This window comes from Nostoc sp. C117, assembly GCF_043099735.1.
In the GTDB taxonomy this organism is placed as follows: domain Bacteria; phylum Cyanobacteriota; class Cyanobacteriia; order Cyanobacteriales; family Nostocaceae; genus Nostoc.
Genome location: NZ_CP170991.1, coordinates 5,140,258 through 5,157,934, shown reverse-complemented (window position 1 = coordinate 5,157,934; position 17,677 = coordinate 5,140,258). Strand labels below are relative to the sequence as shown.

Genomic DNA, 17,677 nt, shown 5'->3' with positions numbered 1-17,677 from the left:
GAATCTAACTTTTCAGGAATGATTTAGGATTGCTATATTAGGAATTAATTACCAAAGCAAATGATTATTACTCAACCAACTGCCAAAAAATTACGACATTAGTCACCAACATTACGATATTAGTTACCAAACATTACGACATTAGTCACTAACATTACGACATTAGTCACTAACATTACGACATTAGTCACTAAACATTACGACATCAGTCACCAACATTACGATATTAGTCACCAACATTACGATATTAGTCGCTAACATTACAAAATTAGTCACCAACATTACAAGATTAGTCACCAACATTACGACATTAGTCACTAACATTAAAGCTATGGTGAAGAAACTGAAGCTTGTATGAAGTTCAAATATATTATCTCTATAAAAATCAGCATCTAGTTCTTGACTTCAGCAAAACCACTCGAAGTGCCTACAAATATTCTTAGAAAAAATATAATGATTTGCGAGCTTTTCTGATATGGAATACAGCTGAATTGAGGCAAGCTAGTTCTAGAAATCTCTTCAAGGAGTACATTTATGCCTCGTACAAAGCGGACATCGCGGATTCTAGAAAAAGCTGAATTGAGAACATCTGGATTCAAAGCAATTGATTCAAACATGGATTTTGGTAATAGCTGCGATTTAGAAAATCTGACTCAATCAATTGAGGAGTTTCGCACTATGCTTGATACTTATAACAATGCTTTAGCTGTGGTTGACTCCACTAAAACTAAAATCGATGAAATGGAAAAAAAGCTAAGTAAACTTTCAGATAAGATGCTGAAGGGAGTTGGTTTCAAGTATGGCACAGACAGCAGCGAATATGAAGTAGCAGGTGGCGTTCGTGACAGCGAACGTATACGCAAAAGCAGGTTGAGTCGCTTGAAAAGTAATGCACGGCAGACATCAGATGAAAATAAGAAATCTGCCTAGTTCTCGCATGGGTAAGCTACAGAAAAAAATAGTTAACCACAGATAAATATACAGCAGATTGCAACAGGCGTAAGGTACAGATAATCATAGGGGCACAACATGTTGTGCCCCTACCCGTGTAATTAATTTACCTGAAATACGCTGTACCCGCATTTCTCACAAGCGATGCGTAGCTTGCCACCGCAGGCATCGCCATAAAAAATTATTACATTAAGTGATTACCCTGAGTTTCAGCGCTTATTTGACAGCTTATTATCAGGTGTTGATACAGAATTAGAGTAAGCAAATGGATATAATAACTTTAACCACTTTCTTGACTCCTTTTTTACCTTACTTACTCAAAGCAGGAGAGAAAGCAGCCGAAGAAGCTGGTAAGAAACTTGGTGAAGGGTTTGGCGCTAACGCCTGGGAAAAAGCCAAAGCTTTGTGGAGTAAGCTGCAAGCAAAGGTAGAGACAAAGAAAACGGCGAAAGGGGCAGCAGAAGATTTGGCTACCTCTCCTGATGATCTAGAAGCGAAAGAAACACTCCAGCAGCAACTCAAGAAATTTCTCGATGAAGATAAAAATTTGGCTGATGAGATTGCCCGTTTGATGCAGGAAGATTCCGAGGTAATCTCTAAGGTTGTGAATACCTTTAATCAAACAATATCTGGCAATGACAACGTAGCGCAGAACTTTGCGGGTGATGGTAATAAGGTAATTGCAAAAGTGGAAGGTGGTGCAAGTATCAATTAACCAGAAAACCAGAATAATAGGAAGTTAAAACTGTGCAGAAAAGAAGCCTGAGAAAGTTATGGAAGCGGATAAGACTTTTTCTGTCTAAGTTAGCTGGCTTTTTGAGAGGGAATCGTCGGAGATTAAAGCATCGGCGACATCCACTTAGAGATGAAGTTGCTCAAACTAATTTAGATAGACAAATTCCGTCTCAGGCTGAAAAACCAATTTTAGGTAACAGAGAAAATAATGAAACTTCTGTAACCAGTTTAAATCCCCATATTAAATCTCAGTTTAAACAAACAATTTCAGGTAACGAAAATGTTGTTCAAAACGTTGAAGGCAACAACAATATTATTGTAGGTCGGGTAGAAGGTAGCCTCACTATTAATTATCGTCGCCCAATTGACAGACCTTTTCAAGCACCGAGTTTACCTGCCAATTTTGTCGATCGCCCCCAAGTTACTATAGAAATTAAAGCTCGTCTACTGGCAAATACATCTAATACTGGTGCTTTGCTCATCAGTGCAATTCACGGTTTAGGTGGCATTGGCAAGACAACTTTAGTTACTGCCCTTGCCCATGATGAAGATATCCAAAAACGTTTCTCTGGTGGTGTGCTTTGGGCAACTTTGGGACAGGAACCAGATATTCTCGCGCTGCTGAGTAGCTGGGTGCAAGCATTGGGAGACTATGAATTCCGTGCCATTAATATAGAAGCAACCTCAGCCCATTTACGAAGTTTACTACATGATAAGGCAGTTTTACTGGTAGTTGATGATGCTTGGGAACCAGATAAAGTTAAATCATTTCTGGTAGCAAGTTCCCAATCCCAGCTATTAATCACTTCGCGGCGGGCTGATGTGGCTGATAGTGTTGGTGCTTATTTGCAACAATTGAATTTGATGACGCCGGCAGAATCTCTGGAATTACTTTCTAAGTCTTTAGAACGAGAAATAGAAGAAGTAGAAAAACAAGAGGCTTTGAGAGTAGCCGAGACTGTGGGATATTTACCCATTGCACTGAATTTGGTAGCAGCGAGAGTTAAATGGGGAATTACATGGGTGAAGTTGGAAGCGGCTTTGAAACAAGAGGTTGCAAACTTAAAAGTCTTATACGGGGCGCGTCAAGAAAACTCTTTAGAAGCAACTTTTAATTTGAGCCTGAAAGCTTTGCGGGACTATGACGAACAAGCTTGGGAAAATTTTATTTGGTTGGGAGTTTTGCCAGAAGATGTAACAATAGCCGCACCAATGGCAGTTACATTATGGGATATGGAATCCCAAGACGAAGCTGATGAGCGTTTAGAGCTACTTTGGAATGATGCCTTACTTCAGTCTGATTCACCTGTATTTGTCGGGGGTGTTGAGTGGAAAGGCTACAAAATACACGATTTATTGCATGATGTAGCTCGCGATCGATTAATTAAATCTGTGCCTATGGGAATGGGGTTTAATTTACTCGATGCTCACAGCCAACTGCTAGAACGGTATCGGGGAAAGACTGAAAAAAACCTTTGGCATACCCTATTTAATGATGGTTACATTCATCAAAATTTAGTTTGGCATTTAGAAAAGGCTGAACGGATAGAAGAAATTCACTCCTTATTGCGGGAGGAGTCGGTAACAGGAAACAATGGCTGGCATGAAGCGCGGGAGAAAGTGGGACAAACAGGGGGTTACATCACAGATATTTCTCGTGCTTGGCAATTAGCAGAAGCGAATTGGACTGAATCAACACTGGATCGAGTGGTAGGTTTACAGTGTCGCTATGCTTTGATTACGGCTTCGCTAAATAGTTTGGCAGCTAATTTACCAGCAGTTTTGCTGGTGGCGTTAGTCAAAAACAATATCTGGACTCCTGAACAAGGACTAGCTTACGCCCTGCAAAAACCAGAACCAAGCCAGAAAGTAGAAGCTGTTGCCGAGTTAGTCAACTATTTGCCACTAAATTTAGAAAAACTAGCACTTTCAGAAGCACTCACCGCCGCTAGGGCAATTCAGGATGAGGAGTATCGCGCTAATGCCCTGAGTGCATTAGCCCTTAAACTACCACCAGAATTGTTGACAGAAGCACTCTTTGCTGCGAAGGCGATTGACTATGAGAAGTCTCGCGCCGATGCCCTGAGTGCATTAGCCCTTAAACTACCACCAGAGTTGTTGCCAGAAGTACTCACCGCCGCTATGGCCATTCAGGAGGAGTATTATCGCGCCAATGTTCTCAGAGCATTAGCCGAGAAACTACCACCAGAATTGTTGACAGAAGCACTCACCTATGCTAAAGCGATTCAGCATGAGCAGTATCGCGCCCAAGTCCTGAGTGCATTAGCCCTTAAACTACCAGAGTTATTACCAGAAGCACTTACCGCCGTTAGGGCTATTCAGGATGAGAGCGATCGCGTCGAAGCCCTTGGAGTATTAGCCCTTCAACTACCAGAGTTGTTACCAGAAGCACTCACCGTCGCTAGGGCTATTCAGAATGAGGACAATCGCGCCTATGCCCTCAGAGCATTAGCCCTTCAACTACCACCAGAGTTGTTATCAGAAGCATTCTTTGCCGCTAAGACGATTCAGTCTGAGGGGTCTCGCGCCCAAACCCTGAGTGCATTAGCCCTTAAACTACCAGAGTTATTACCAGAAGCACTCACCGCCGCTAGGACAATTCAGTCTGAGGAGTCTCGCGCCTATGTGCTAAATGTGTTGTCCGAAAAACTACCAGAGTTGTTGCCAGAAGCACTCACCGCCGCTATAGCGATTCAAGAGGAGTTTTCTCGATCCCAAGCCCTCAGTGCATTAGCCCTTAAACTACCACCAGAGTTGTTGCCAGAAGCACTCACCGCTGCTAGAAGGATTCAGGATGAGTGGTATCACGCCAATGTCCTAAATGTGTTAGCCGAGAAACTACCAGAGTTGTTGCCAGAAGCACTCACCGCCGCTATGGCGATTCCAGATGAGCAGTATCGTGCCGATGCTCTGAGTGCATTAGCTCTGAAACTGCCACCAGAGTTGTTGCCAGAAGCACTCACCGCCGCTGTGGCGATTCAGTCTGAGCAGTATCGCGCCAATGTCCTGAGTGCATTAGCCCAGAATCTACCACCAGAATTGTTACCAGAAGCACTCTTTGCCGCTAGGGCAATTCAGGCGGAGTATTCTCGCGCCGATGCTCTGAGTGCATTAGCTCTGAAACTGCCACCAGAGTTGTTGCCAGAAGCACTCTTTGCTGCCAAGGCCATTCAGTCTGAGCGGTATCGCGCCAATTTTCTGAGTGCATTAACCCAGAATCTACCAGCAGAATTGTTGCCAGAAGCACTCTCCGTCGCTAGGGCTATTCAGGATGAGAGCGATCGCGCCGATACTCTGAGTGCATTAGCCGAGAAACTACCAGAGTTGTTGCCAGAAGCACTCTTTGCTGCGAAGGCCATCCAGTCTGAGCTATATCGAGCGAATTTTCTGAGTACATTAATCCAGAATCTACCACCAGAGTTGTTGCCAGAAGCACTCTCCGTCGCTAGGGCCATTCAGTCTGAGCAGTATCGCGCCGATGCTCTGAGTGCATTAGCCAAGAAACTACCAGAGTTGTTGCCAGAAGCACTCACCGCCGCTATGGCGATTCAGGAGGAGTATTCTCGCGCCGATGCTCTGAGTGGATTAGCCCAGAATCTGCCAGCAGAATTGTTGCCAGAAGCACTCACCGCCGCTAGGGCGATTCAGGATGAGCAATATCGAGCCAAAGCCCTGAGTGCATTAGCCCTTCAACTACCAGAGTTATTACCAGAAGCACTCACTGCTGCTATGGCGATTCACGATGAGCAGTATCGCGCCTATGCCCTGAGTGCGTTAGCCCAGAATCTACCACCAGAGTTGTTGCCAGAAGCACTCTTTGCTGCGAGGGCGATTCAGTATGAGCCATTTCGCGCCCCACTCCTGAGAGCATTAGCCCTTCAACTACCAGAGTTATTACCAGAAGCACTCACCGTCGCTATAGCGATTCACGATGAGAGGTCTCGCGCCGAAGCCCTCAGAGCATTAGCCGAAAAACTACCACCAGAGTTGTTACCAGAAGCACTCACTGCCGCTATCGCGATTCAGTTTGAACAGTATCGCGCCGATGTCCTGAGTGCATTAGCCGAGAATCTACCACCAGAGTTGTTGCCAGAAGCACTCACCGCCGCTAGGGCGATTCAGGAGGAGTATTATCGCGCCTATGCTCTGAATGGATTAGCCGAGAAATTACCAGAGTTGTTGCCAGAAACACTCACCACCGCTATGGCAATTCAGGATGAGCAGTATCGCGCCTATGCTCTGAATGGATTAGCCCAGAATCTACCAGAGTTGTTGCCAGAAACACTCACCGCCGCTAAGGCGATTCAGTCTGAGATGTCTCGCGCCAATTTACTGAGTGAATTAGCCCAGAATCTACCACCAGAGTTGTTACCAGAAGCACTCACCGCTGCTATGGCGATTGAATCTGAGCCTTATCGCGCTGATGTCCTGAGTGCATTAGCCCAGAATCTACCAGCAGAATTGTTGCCAGAAGCACTCACTGCTGCTAGGGCAATTCAGTCTGAGCAGTATCGCGCGAATTTTCTGAGTGCCTTAGCTTCCGGTTTTTCACAAATACCATCTGTGAAACTTTTCCCCCTCTGGCGAGATACCCTTCATCAGCTATCCCTTCGCACTCGCCCTATCTTACTGCCAAATATCAAAGAGTTGTTTCCAGTTATCTTTGCATTAGGTGGTGAAGCAGCAACGGCAGAAGTTGCCCGTGCAATTGTGGATGTGGCGCGATGGTGGCGGTAATTTAATAGGGATTTATAATGCCGTTACCCAGTACCCATTCAAATGAAAATTGCTATAAAGAATAAACAATAAATTTCAGTTGAATATACATCACTACCCAGAAAGAGGAATTTAGCTATGCTTACATCAATGCGATCGCTCATGGTGTTAATGTTTGCACAGTAGTAGCTGATGTATTAACAGAAGGTGTAAACCCAGCCAGTTTACCCAACTTCTGGGGTACAAAGTCCGTTTCTTTGCTACCTTGAACCTCAGATAAATAGCAATCTCGCACCGCCAACAACAAGCCTTTGATGGCATCTTGTGAGCCTGTTTTGACTAAATCATCTGCTCTTTTGAAAAAATGCGATCGCCATTTACCATCGTTATTGCCATACAATTCGATTAAATACCAACCTGCAAGATACTCCGCTAAAGGGTCAAGACAAAAACGAATTCTATCTTTAGCAGAACCAATAGTTTGAATCAGGTGCAGACGCTTTTCCAAATAATCGAGGTCGGTTTCTGGGTCATCAATACCCAAATCTGCTAATGCAACAATAGCATCTGCACGCTTGGCGGTTCCTGGTTGATAGTTTTGCTGCAAACATTCCCAGGCGATGGCTTTGGCAATTTGATGAACGGTGCGGTCATCAAATTGCTCGTCTGTAACATCACGATTCAGTTCATTGATATAACCCAGCATCAAATTCGGGATATTCTCTGGCAATGCCAAAATATTCGATGCAACCTCTTTACTGGCGATTAACTGTTCTGCATAAAGTTTCGCTAGCAGAACAGTGATATTATTTTGACCTACCATCAGAGACAGGCGGTTACAAGCGTCAAAAAATTCTCGATCGGTAAAGCGATCGCGTTTACCTCGCTGCATGAGATAAGCTTCCATAAAGGACGATAGTTTATTCGCCTCAATCCGCAAGGGTTTAATTATCGTCTTATTAACCCGCCCCAGCTTTTCCTCAATTCGAGAAGTAATCACCAACGCATTCACCGGAAACTCTGGCGACTCCGGCTCAATAGCTTCTCGTGTAGTGGCATTCATTTCTGAGAATCGGTCTACAATCACTAGAATGCGTTTCTTTCTTAACAAACGTAATAGTAACTCTTGACAAATCGGTTCTGGCTCATCAATTAAAGCTTGCAACTGTCCTCTGATGGCTTCTAAAAGCGGCGACTTACCTTCAGTAACCCGAAACTCTTCTTCTAATAGCACAGGTAACATCAAATGCTTGCAGAGTCTTTGTTCTTCAGCCTCAGCCATTGCCCAACCAGCTATTTGACACGCTAAACTGGTTTTACCTATACCCCCTTCGCCGCCAATCACTAGACAACTACGTTGTTTGTCGAAAGTTGAGCGCAAATTCTCACTCATCAGTTGAGGAACTGTTGTACCATCCAAAACAACCGGAATGGGAATGTAACAGGCGCGATTACTAACTGTATCCTTTTTGGGAAATTGTTCGCGGGCTGCTTTGATATATTTAGTTACCCAGGCATCTAAAACTCTGGGATGGTAATGAAACCAGCCAACGAATAGCACATATCGCAGAGGTACATTGACACTAACAAATGGTAGGGAAAAGTCTGTGTAGGGTTTGAGGGCGTTGTTAATTTTCAACAACCATAAAGGAGCTACCCGCAAGAGAATTAACCATACAGAAGGCAATAAGATAATGTATGCGGCAATTCCCAACAGCAATTTATGCTGAAATAGTGATTCCAGAAATGTATCAAAGAGACGAGTTTCTTTTTCTGCTTTTAGGGCATTCAGCGGGCGACTTATCAGCTTACTGTCCGTCTCTGTGAATTTATCTTTCGATTCTTGGATAGTTTTCAATACCTGCTCAAAATCTGAGATGATTTTCTGCAATTTCGAGGTAGGTAAAGCATTTGCTTTGTCTTGAAAACCTGCGGCGATTCCTGCCAAACCTTTGATAGCACCTAAACGCACATAAGATTGCTTATCGTTCAACAGAGCAATTAAATTAGGCACAGATGATACTGCTTCAGTACCCATTGCACTCAAAGCGTAAGCAGCATTGTAACGTACTGTGGGATTCTGATCTTTTAAGGCAGCAGTTAGGACTGGCACAGCGACTTTCGCTTCCACACCAATTTTTCGTAGTGCAGAAGGAACATAAATCCGAACATATTCCTCCTTGTCTTGTAATGCTGCCATCAACGAAGGAACTGCTGCTTTAGCTGCTGTACCAATATTTCCTAAAGCTAAGGTGGCGTACAGGCGGACTTGTCCATCCTCATCCTGCAATGCCGTACTTAAGGCAGAAACGGCTGGTGCTGCCTCTGCACCCAAATCTCCTAAAACCCAAGCGGCGTGCCAACGAAGATTAGTATCCTGATTTTTCAAAGCCTCAATCAGAGATGGCACTGCTGGCGAACCGATATTAATTAATGCATCGACTGCAATGCTACTGATACGGGCATCGTTATCTATTAGCTTCTCAATCAGGGGAGCAATTTTGCTGTCAGTAGTGATTTGCGCCCAACTATTGCTTGTGCATAGTAGGAATAGTGTCAGGCATAAGACCACCACCTTGAGCGCAGTCAGTAATACTTGTCTGGTATGCTTTGTCATTGAATCGGATTGAACCACCCGATGAATAACTCCAGTCAGAGAAACTATACCTAGATTGTAATCTAACTGTCAATGTCAGTTGGCGATGTCTACGACAGGCTACGCCTACGCGCTGGTTTGCCCCGCTTTGTTCAAGCTTGGTTAACATGATTTTCTCTCGTTCTGTCAATGCTGTTAGAATCTAGATAAAAATATTAATTCTATAAAGCTAGAAAATATGTACATCCAAATTAAACCAGAACTAGAGCAATTTATTCAGGCACAGCTTACAAGTGGTAGATTTTCTAATGCAGATAATGTCATCAATGAAGCCTTTAAACTGTTACAAGCAAGAGAGCAGCGACTTGAAGAATTAAGGCAAAAAATTTCTGTAGTAACTGAACAAATTTCTAAGGGACAAGTAACTGACGGCGAAGTTGTATTTGCCAGATTACAAGAAAAAATTCGTTTAATTGCTGAGGAGTCCTCTGAATGAGTAATTATTCATTTTCAGATGCAGCAATTCGAGATTTAGAATCTTTATTCCTAGAATAAAACTAACTTAGTACAACACAAAGACGATATAAGTATAATATAATTTAACTACATATAGTTAGTATTTCCAAATGCTTCAATGATGGAATTAGCATGAAAATTCACATATTAAGTGATTTGCATCTTGAATTTAAACCCTTTAATACTCCTGAGATAAATGCGGATCTTGTTGTTTTAGCTGGAGATATTGATTTAAGAGAAAGAGGAATTAAATGGGCAATTCAAAACATTCCCAATAAACCAGTAATATATGTATGGTTCTTCAGCACTTGTTATGCTAAATTGTTAGCCAAAAAGCTTAATAAATAAAAATAATCGTATCAGCTATTGAGAAAAAACTTTGACCTAATTGACTTATAAAGCATATTTGTTGTTAGCTGTAATTACAAGAGAAATATTTTTTTGTGTATTTACAGTCATGAATAGGAAACAAAATATTAAAATCCTAACAGCGCTTCTTGATTTAAAAGATGTGAAAGTTATATCTCATCGGATTCATGAGGGGATAGGAATGATTTTACAAACTGAATCAACAAAATCATACAGTAATTGTCCTCGCTGTGGTACAAAAAGCCATAGATTACATCAAAATCATCGATACGTTGTTAAAGACTTACCTTTTGGAGAAAAGCCAGTATTTTTAGAAATAAATAGGAGACAATTCAAATGTGAAAAATGTGAAAAACCGTTTAGTGAAAAGCTAGATTTTGTAAGTAAGAAAAGAACTTATACAAAACGGCTAGCAGACAAGATAATACAAGATGTTGTAGAAAATGATATCCATAGTGTAGCAAATAAAGGGATAGTGACAACAGAAGAAATAGAAAGAATGTTAAAAGATGCCTCAGAAAAATTATCTGATAACAAACCTGATTTTATAAAAAGGCTTGGAATTGATGAAATAGCTCTAGTTAAAGGCAAGGGTAATTACTGTGCAGTATTAATAGATTTAGATACATCTAAATTAATAACTTTGTTAAGTGGGCGCACACAAGAGGTAGTAAAGAAAACCCTTATAGAGTGGGGAACTGAGGTTTTAGCACGAATTGAGGAAGTGAGTATAGATTTGTGGGTAGGTTACAAAAATGTAGTAACAGAATTAATGCCCAATGCTCAAGTAGTAGCAGATAGATTTCATGTGATGACACAAATCAATAAAGAACTAGATACACAAAGAAAACAAGAGAAGCGGAATCTAGAAGAATTAGTTAAAAAAGCGCAATCATTATCAAAAAAATCTAAGTACGAAAAAGTATTGTCGGGACTAAAAAATAGTAAATACGTTTTATTGAAAAATGAGTCAGACTTAAATGAAGAGCAGATAAACAAACTTTATGAAGTGAAAAATTTATCTCCTATTCTCAAAGAAATGCATGAATTAAAAGAAAAAATTAGAAAGATTTTCAATAAGACAGATAACTGGTATCCGGGAGTTTTTAAACTCGGGATGTGGTTAGCAAAAGCTAAAAAATATTTTCCCAAGAGTAACAATACTATTATCCGTTGGTTTGATGAGATTATTGCTTACTTTGATAATGGGACAACTAGTGGTGTTGTGGAAGGCATTAATAACAAACTTAAGCTAATTAAACGTTCCGGCTATGGATTTAGAAACTTTGATAATTTCCGAGTTAGATGCTTGTTAAATTGGCATTTAACCTATTAGTTAAGCATATTATGTACTGAAGAACCATATGTATTAGGTAATCATGAATACTATGGGAGTGCTTATCCAAGGCTTGTTGAGAAGTTGAAAGATTATTCATTAGGAACTAATGTTAATGTTCTAGAGAATGATTTAGTTACCATTGAGGGTGTAAATTTTTTAGGTTGTACCTTATGGACTGATTTTAAACTCTTTGGTGAACCACGTATGGCAGGTGTAGAAGCTAGTCAAGCCATGAACGATTACAAGAAAATTAGATTAAGTCCTCAATACTCAAAGTTAAGAACTATTGACACGGCCCTAATTTGTAAAAAATCAGTTAATTGGTTAAAAAATACATTATCTGGCTTGTCTGGTAAAAATGTAATTATCAGTCATCATGCTCCTAGTGCAAAGTCTATACCTTTTCAATATCAAGAAGATATTTTAAGTGCTGCTTATGCTTCAAATCTTGATACTTTAGTTGAGGAGTCTGGAGCATTATTATGGATTCATGGCCACATTCACAATCAATTAGATTATCAAATCGGTTTGACTCGCGTTATTTGTAATCCACGTGGTTATCCAGATGAGCCAAATAATTACTTTAATCCAGGATTATCATTGGAGATTTAATAAATAGTTCAGTAGGCAGGAGAAACCCGCTTTCTACCTCAATACAGTTCAGTTAAAATGATGAAATTACTGAACCATTTGCTGGATAACAGAAGCTATATTCAGCATTCAAGGATATGGGTGCAATATAGTTACTGATTATGAATCAGCCTACAACAAAATCTTGGCAAGAAGTTCGTGCTGCTTTCAAACAAATTTGGGGTTATGAAGATTTTCGTCCACCACAGGGAGAAATTGTTAGCAGTTTATTGAGACAAAAAGATGCGCTGATTATTATGCCCACAGGTGGCGGAAAGTCAATTTGTTTTCAACTTCCCGCACTTCTTCAAACAGGATTAACTTTGGTAGTTTCGCCTTTAGTGGCGTTGATGGAAAATCAAGTCCAGGAACTACGACAAAGCCACCAAAAAGCAGCACTTTTGCATAGTGAATTATCTTCATCTCAACGTCGTGCAACTCTGCAATCTTTGGAACGTCAACAGCTAAGATTACTGTATTTATCACCAGAAACTTTATTGAGTCCGCCAGTGTGGGAAAGATTATGTCACCCGGAATTACAAATTAATGGTTTGATTTTAGATGAAGCTCATTGTTTGGTGCAGTGGGGTGATACTTTTCGCCCAGCTTATCGCAGATTAGGGGCGGTACGTCCTGCATTACTAAAGTCAAAACCACCAGGAACAAAAATCAGTATCGCTGCTTTTACTGCTACTGCTGACCCGTTAGCCCAAAAGATTATTCAAACAGTTTTACAATTACACCAACCAGAGATTTTCCGTCTAAATCCCTACCGTCCGAATTTGCATCCCAGCGTTCGCATAGCTTGGACACCACGAGGTAGAAAACAACAATTATTAAAATTTATTCAAAATAGACCGCAACAATCGGGATTAGTTTATGTTCGCACCAGGCGAGATAGCGAAGATTTAGCCCAATGGTTAGCAGACATGGGTTATGCGACAGCTAGCTATCATGCGGGATTGGGTGCAACAGAACGCCGGGTAGTGGAAGCAAGCTGGTTAAGTGGTAAAATACCATTTGTGGTGTGTACCTGTGCGTTTGGCATGGGGATTAATAAATCTGATGTTCGCTGGGTAATACATTTTCATGCGCCACATCTGCTATCTGAATATGTGCAAGAAATAGGCCGCGCTGGAAGAGATGGAAAACCGGCAGAAGCATTGACACTGGTGAGTGAACCTACAGGGTGGTTAGATCCAGAGGATAAGCAAAGACAGCAATTTTTTCAAGAACAAATGCGATCGCAACAACAAATAGCGCAGCAACTTGTGAAAAAATTACCAAAACAGGGAGAAGTGAATGCAGTAACTCGACAATTTCCCGAAGGTGCTACAGCCTTAGCTTTACTTCACAGCAACGGTCAGTTAAACTGGCTTGACCCTTTTCATTACAGAATTGACGAAAAAGCGAAAAATCAGCCAGCAACGCAATTACACGCCGCCAAACAAATGTATCAATATCTGACTACAAAGCAGTGTCGTTGGCAGTTTTTGTTAAATGCCTTTGGTTTTGATAAAGAAGCAGCTAACTGGCGTTGCGGACATTGTGATAATTGCCGTTAAACTGATATTGCGATCGCCCAAGAGTTTCTCGCCAAATATTTAGGTGGTAAATTTGAACTTTTGGCAAATATTCCCGGTCATTCAGGAATAGTTAAATAAAATTAAGTCTCAAAAATAAAAAGGTGGTTAGAGAAAGTCACTAACCATCTTGATATTTATTAGCCCGAGGTCTAACGATGTATTCAAGGACTTTTGACTGAACCCCATTGAAGAATTTCTCTTGATTTTTTTCAACATCAAGTTTTCTAGCAAACTCAACTTCTGAAAGAATCTCTTCGCATTCGTCTATTGTTGCCCCATTTACCGATCCATATAGTATTCCAGTTGGATATTCATGAATACAATACTGAAGCCATCTAATCTGAACACTTAGTAAGTCTTTTTGTACTTCATTATTGCTGGGATCGAGCAAGTAACACTCCTTGAGTAACCCATAGTCGGTTTTAAAGTCAATCTGCTTGTGGAGATGCTTTACTTTGTAAAAATTGTTGGCTGTACGAGCAAGCCACAAAACTGACCAAGGATCGCGCTTTTGATAACCACTAAGAAGAACAGGAAACACAACCTGTTCATAAAGCTCATAGCGAATTCCATATTCATATTCGCATTGTTGATTTTCTAGAAACTCGTGAGTCCACAATTCTTTTTCGGTAAATGAAGTAAATGAAGTAATAAACTGCTGAAGGTGTTGTCTGGCTTGGGTGCGAAAACCAAGTGTTTTACAATGTAAATATTGTTTGTAATACTCAAGCTCCATACATCTTACTTTCCGTAGTTTTGACCACAGTCACACTTACAGTTTTAAGCACTCTGATGCTCAGACTTTTATTTTTGTAAGAGAAAATTAAAATACTCTTGTAATTGCAACAGCCTCGCTCATTATTTAACTCTAATCCAAATCTCTCGCTGTTCGCCCTGAATCGACTCTACAATTCCAAACCTTTCCTCAATTTTGCGTGGCAGAGTGTATATCCCAAAGATATAAACGCAATCTTCTTCCGGTTGATCTGTCAAAACAGAAATTCTGGCTTCGTCATCTTGTAAACGCTTCATGAAAATAGATGCACAAATTTCAACATCTTCAGGAATCTCATATAATTCCTTTGAAAAGGTGAATCTCTTCTCTAAACTATTTGCCATTTGGTCAATAACGTTTTGTTCAGGTAATGGATTCGTAAAGCGATAAAGGTATGTTCGGCAGCACTTTCCATCTTCTAGCTGCTCTAACTGAGGGATATTTATCACCGTTATCATACTTGCATCATACTTCATTTGGTTTCGCTAATAACCTTATATTTGAGATATTGCTTTATCCCGCGTTGAGTACTTGCTCTACAGTTAGCTGTAATTCTGGGAAAATAGTAGAAGCGATCGCACTATTTCCGACAAATCTGGTTTCTTCATAAAAACCGTCAACTAATATCAGTACAGTAACTGCATTTCTTTGTGGATCGACAATCCAATATTCAGCGATTCCCCTTGCAGCATACTCAGAACGTTTGTAGCGATAGTCCCGATCTTCGTTAGCTTTGCCAGGAGAAACAACTTCGACAACTAATGCTGGAGGTGGCATATCGAGAGTGATTGTAGATCGTGTTGCGCCTTCTAAGGCTGTTACAAGTTCATCCGTCAGCACAACTAAGTCAGGAATGCGAGTTGTTGCGCGAGAACCAGCAACAACAATTTCAGCTTTGTTACTCAACCGATTAAACGGGACAAATTTGAGGAAATTGACCAGCAAAAATAGAGATATCTGGACATTTTTTGGACTTTCGGGTGGCATTGCAATTAACTCACCTGCCACCAGTTCATACTGGCTATCGGTGCGATCGTCATACTGCAAATATTCCTCAAGTGTTAAACGTTTCCCAGTGATTGCGGTCATACTGCGTAAAGCAAAGTTGCGTATTGATAGTTTACTTGAATCTGGTATAGTCTCCTTGATTTCTGAAACTAAGGAACCCACAGTTTTTGCTATTTGTTCTCAGCTAAATCTATTTCTGTGTTATTACTTTTCTTCTTTCACAGGTATTCTACTCTCCTTCTCAATTCTTCAGGTGCAGCAACTTCATAGAGCAGAATGAGCATCCGAATGATGTAGCCAATTGGCTTTGCATCCTTTTGACAGTAAACAATGCCGATGTGGTCGATTCCTTGACTGTTGAGAATCAGAAAATCATCATCGTGTGTCACGAGTACGCGGGACTCTGTTCTAGCGAAGTCCAACTGAATCGTATCGCTTACTGCCAATAGATTCGCCTCTTGTGAAGTGGTCACGTCAATACCAGATCGTCTCAGTGCTAAAGCAATATCAGGATCAACATTCTCATCCAGGTGAAACCGAATGCGTTCAGGCATAGTTTCTCATCGCATCAAGCTTTTCCTTCAATAGCGAAGGAGTGTTGAGGCGAGCGGCTTCAACAAAGGCTTCTGCTTGGGCAATGCGCTGGTCAATTTCTTGGCGATTGTCGTAGTAAAATGCGATCGCCGCATGAACCGATGCCAACGACAACTGATATTTACCAGCAATTTCTTCTAAAGACTGTCCCATTCGGAGATACATAATAGCCACATCTGCTATTGTAATTCTCGTTCCTGCAATGCGTGGTTTACCGCTCCGCACTCCTGGAGTAATTTCAATATGCTGATTTAGGGCGACTTCCATAATTGGCTTTTATCCAAGGATCTAATTTTGATTCACTTTTATGATTCTACCAAAACAGCAACTCTCGCTACCAATAGAGCGATCGCATTCAAGTTTTCAATCTAAAGTAAATGAAAGATGGAGCGGCGGTTAGCATTACTAACCGCCCTTGAATTCGCTCTTGTAGTTCTGGCTGTCGTCGTACTAATCGCTTAAATGCTCGTTGAAATGATGATGCCAGAACTACAGTTATCACTTGCGTAACTCATCCATGATTTGAGTAAGAGTTGCACGGAACACTTTACCCGTCTGATATTCTACTTGTGCTTGAGCGATATTAGCAGCAATTTCAGAACGCCGCCGTTCTGCCAACCGATGAATTATCAGATCAATTAATGTTTCTTGTTCATCTACCGATAAGTTTTCGATACTTTCTAGAACTCGATCTAACCTGGAAGTTGAGGTCATTATTTATTGTTACCTTGCTAGCAGTACATAACTATTACATAAGTCCTAAAATTGTTGCAAAAACCTCAAATCGCTAGCATACAAACGACGAATATCATCGATTTGATGTAATACCATCGCAAAGCGTTCTACGCCGAAACCGGCAGCAAACCCAGTATAAATTTCTGGGTCATAACCCACAGATTTAAGTACATTTGGATCGACCATACCGCAGCCCATCACCTCCAGCCAGCGACCATTCCACTGCAAATCAACTTCCGCAGAAGGTTCAGTAAAGGGGAAATAACTGGCGCGGAAACGAATAGGTAAATCGCCAAATATTGCTTGTAAAAATACTTTAATTGTCCCTTTGAGGTCTGTAAAAGTTAATCCTTCATCGATCGCTAAAAGTTCGATTTGATGGAAAACAGCTGAGTGAGTGGCATCTACATTATCTCGCCGATAAACTCGCCCTGGAGCCACAACCCGAATCGGTGGTTCTTCTCTTTCCATGTAGCGAATTTGCACTGACGAAGTATGAGTGCGGAGGAGATTACCATCTGGCAGATAAAAGGTATCCTGCATATCACGCGCAGGGTGGTCAGGCGGGGTATTAAGAGCCTCGAAATTATAGTAATCTGTTTCCATTTCTGGTCCTTGAGCCACGGTATAGCCCATACCAACAAAGATATCCAGCGCCCGGTCGATAATGCCGTTGAGGGGATGAATGCGACCTTGGGGACTGTAAATTCCCGGCATCGTCACATCGAGAGTTTCCGCCTCTAGCTGTAGCTGAATTTGCGCGGCTTCGAGGGCAGCACGTTGCTGGTCTAGACTAGTTTGCAGGGATTCTTTGACTGTATTGGCGATCGCTCCAATTTTTGGTCGTTCCTCTGCACTCATTTGCCCCATACTTCGCAACAGTGCCCCTAGCTGCCCTTTTTTCCCCAGATAATTAACTCTGAGTTCTTCGAGACGTTCTAGGGTATTAGCGGCAGCGATCGCTTTTTCTCCTTCTTGCCGCAATGCTAAAAGTTGAGCTTCTAAATTGCTAGTCATTAGTTATTAGTCATTAATCTATAGTCATTAGTCTATAGTCCAAAGCTATGGACTAGTTACAAAATAATTCTACTTAAGATGTCATTCAT

General features: G+C 41.3%; 17 protein-coding genes. 8 read left to right on the top strand and 9 right to left on the bottom strand.

Annotated features, from left to right (window positions below; translation table 11 throughout):
* Nucleotides 1–534 precede the first annotated feature (534 nt).
* The 3 genes from ACFG4S_RS22240 to ACFG4S_RS22230 all read left to right on the top strand — a co-directional run bounded on the left by ACFG4S_RS22240 (nt 535) and on the right by ACFG4S_RS22230 (nt 6,444).
* Nucleotides 535–930 (top strand): hypothetical protein, encoded by a 396-nt coding sequence (locus ACFG4S_RS22240; protein ID WP_392531170.1) that lies wholly within the window; start codon nt 535–537, stop codon nt 928–930.
* 286 nt (nt 931–1,216) lie between these two features.
* On the top strand, nt 1,217–1,666 hold the full coding sequence (locus tag ACFG4S_RS22235) for a hypothetical protein (protein WP_392531169.1): 450 nt from the start codon (nt 1,217–1,219) through the stop codon (nt 1,664–1,666).
* A 32-nt stretch (nt 1,667–1,698) separates the two neighbouring features.
* Complete coding sequence (locus ACFG4S_RS22230) at nt 1,699–6,444, top strand: NB-ARC domain-containing protein (protein WP_392531168.1); 4,746 nt, start codon at nt 1,699–1,701, stop codon at nt 6,442–6,444.
* Between the two features lie 139 nt (nt 6,445–6,583).
* On the opposite strand, the gene ACFG4S_RS22225 is transcribed toward ACFG4S_RS22230, so the two are convergent.
* Nucleotides 6,584–9,040, bottom strand: a complete 2,457-nt coding sequence (locus ACFG4S_RS22225) for a HEAT repeat domain-containing protein (protein ID WP_392531167.1) — start codon at nt 9,038–9,040, stop codon at nt 6,584–6,586.
* A gap of 217 nt (nt 9,041–9,257) precedes the next feature.
* Here ACFG4S_RS22225 and ACFG4S_RS22220 point away from each other — a divergent pair, with 217 nt between their 5' ends.
* The 5 genes from ACFG4S_RS22220 (at nt 9,258) to ACFG4S_RS22200 (ending at nt 13,438) form a co-directional block, all read left to right on the top strand.
* Complete coding sequence (locus ACFG4S_RS22220; RefSeq protein WP_392531166.1) at nt 9,258–9,515, top strand: type II toxin-antitoxin system ParD family antitoxin; 258 nt, start codon at nt 9,258–9,260, stop codon at nt 9,513–9,515.
* Between the two features lie 152 nt (nt 9,516–9,667).
* On the top strand, nt 9,668–9,883 hold the full coding sequence (locus ACFG4S_RS22215; RefSeq protein ID WP_392531165.1) for a hypothetical protein: 216 nt from the start codon (nt 9,668–9,670) through the stop codon (nt 9,881–9,883).
* 109 nt (nt 9,884–9,992) lie between these two features.
* Nucleotides 9,993–11,240 carry an ISL3 family transposase gene (locus tag ACFG4S_RS22210; protein ID WP_392531164.1) on the top strand — a complete coding sequence of 416 codons (1,248 nt, stop codon included), beginning with the start codon at nt 9,993–9,995 and terminating at the stop codon, nt 11,238–11,240.
* Between the two features lie 84 nt (nt 11,241–11,324).
* On the top strand, nt 11,325–11,855 hold the full coding sequence (locus tag ACFG4S_RS22205; RefSeq protein WP_392531163.1) for a hypothetical protein: 531 nt from the start codon (nt 11,325–11,327) through the stop codon (nt 11,853–11,855).
* Between the two features lie 140 nt (nt 11,856–11,995).
* A complete protein-coding gene (locus tag ACFG4S_RS22200; RefSeq protein ID WP_392531162.1) occupies nt 11,996–13,438 on the top strand; it encodes a RecQ family ATP-dependent DNA helicase in 1,443 nt (480 codons plus the stop codon).
* A gap of 139 nt (nt 13,439–13,577) precedes the next feature.
* On the opposite strand, the gene ACFG4S_RS22195 is transcribed toward ACFG4S_RS22200, so the two are convergent.
* The 8 genes from ACFG4S_RS22195 to pheS all read right to left on the bottom strand — a co-directional run bounded on the left by ACFG4S_RS22195 (nt 13,578) and on the right by pheS (nt 17,588).
* Nucleotides 13,578–14,195, bottom strand: a complete 618-nt coding sequence (locus ACFG4S_RS22195; protein ID WP_392531161.1) for a hypothetical protein — start codon at nt 14,193–14,195, stop codon at nt 13,578–13,580.
* 122 nt (nt 14,196–14,317) lie between these two features.
* Entirely contained in the window at nt 14,318–14,710 is a 393-nt protein-coding gene (locus ACFG4S_RS22190) for a hypothetical protein (RefSeq protein ID WP_392531160.1), read from the bottom strand.
* Nucleotides 14,711–14,747: 37 nt separating this feature from the next.
* On the bottom strand, nt 14,748–15,323 hold the full coding sequence (locus ACFG4S_RS22185) for a Uma2 family endonuclease (RefSeq protein WP_392531159.1): 576 nt from the start codon (nt 15,321–15,323) through the stop codon (nt 14,748–14,750).
* Nucleotides 15,324–15,460: 137 nt separating this feature from the next.
* Nucleotides 15,461–15,796 carry a DUF5615 family PIN-like protein gene (locus ACFG4S_RS22180; protein WP_392531158.1) on the bottom strand — a complete coding sequence of 112 codons (336 nt, stop codon included), beginning with the start codon at nt 15,794–15,796 and terminating at the stop codon, nt 15,461–15,463.
* Nucleotides 15,789–16,103 carry a DUF433 domain-containing protein gene (locus tag ACFG4S_RS22175; RefSeq protein WP_392531157.1) on the bottom strand — a complete coding sequence of 105 codons (315 nt, stop codon included), beginning with the start codon at nt 16,101–16,103 and terminating at the stop codon, nt 15,789–15,791. Before ACFG4S_RS22175 ends, ACFG4S_RS22180 begins: the two co-directional genes overlap by 8 nt.
* A gap of 88 nt (nt 16,104–16,191) precedes the next feature.
* Nucleotides 16,192–16,338, bottom strand: coding sequence for a hypothetical protein (locus ACFG4S_RS22170; protein ID WP_392531156.1), 147 nt, complete (start codon nt 16,336–16,338; stop codon nt 16,192–16,194).
* Nucleotides 16,335–16,550, bottom strand: coding sequence for a hypothetical protein (locus tag ACFG4S_RS22165; RefSeq protein ID WP_392531155.1), 216 nt, complete (start codon nt 16,548–16,550; stop codon nt 16,335–16,337). Before ACFG4S_RS22165 ends, ACFG4S_RS22170 begins: the two co-directional genes overlap by 4 nt.
* Before the next feature lie 45 nt (nt 16,551–16,595).
* Entirely contained in the window at nt 16,596–17,588 is a 993-nt protein-coding gene (gene pheS, locus ACFG4S_RS22160) for a phenylalanine--tRNA ligase subunit alpha (RefSeq protein WP_392531154.1), read from the bottom strand.
* Nucleotides 17,589–17,677 lie beyond the last annotated feature (89 nt).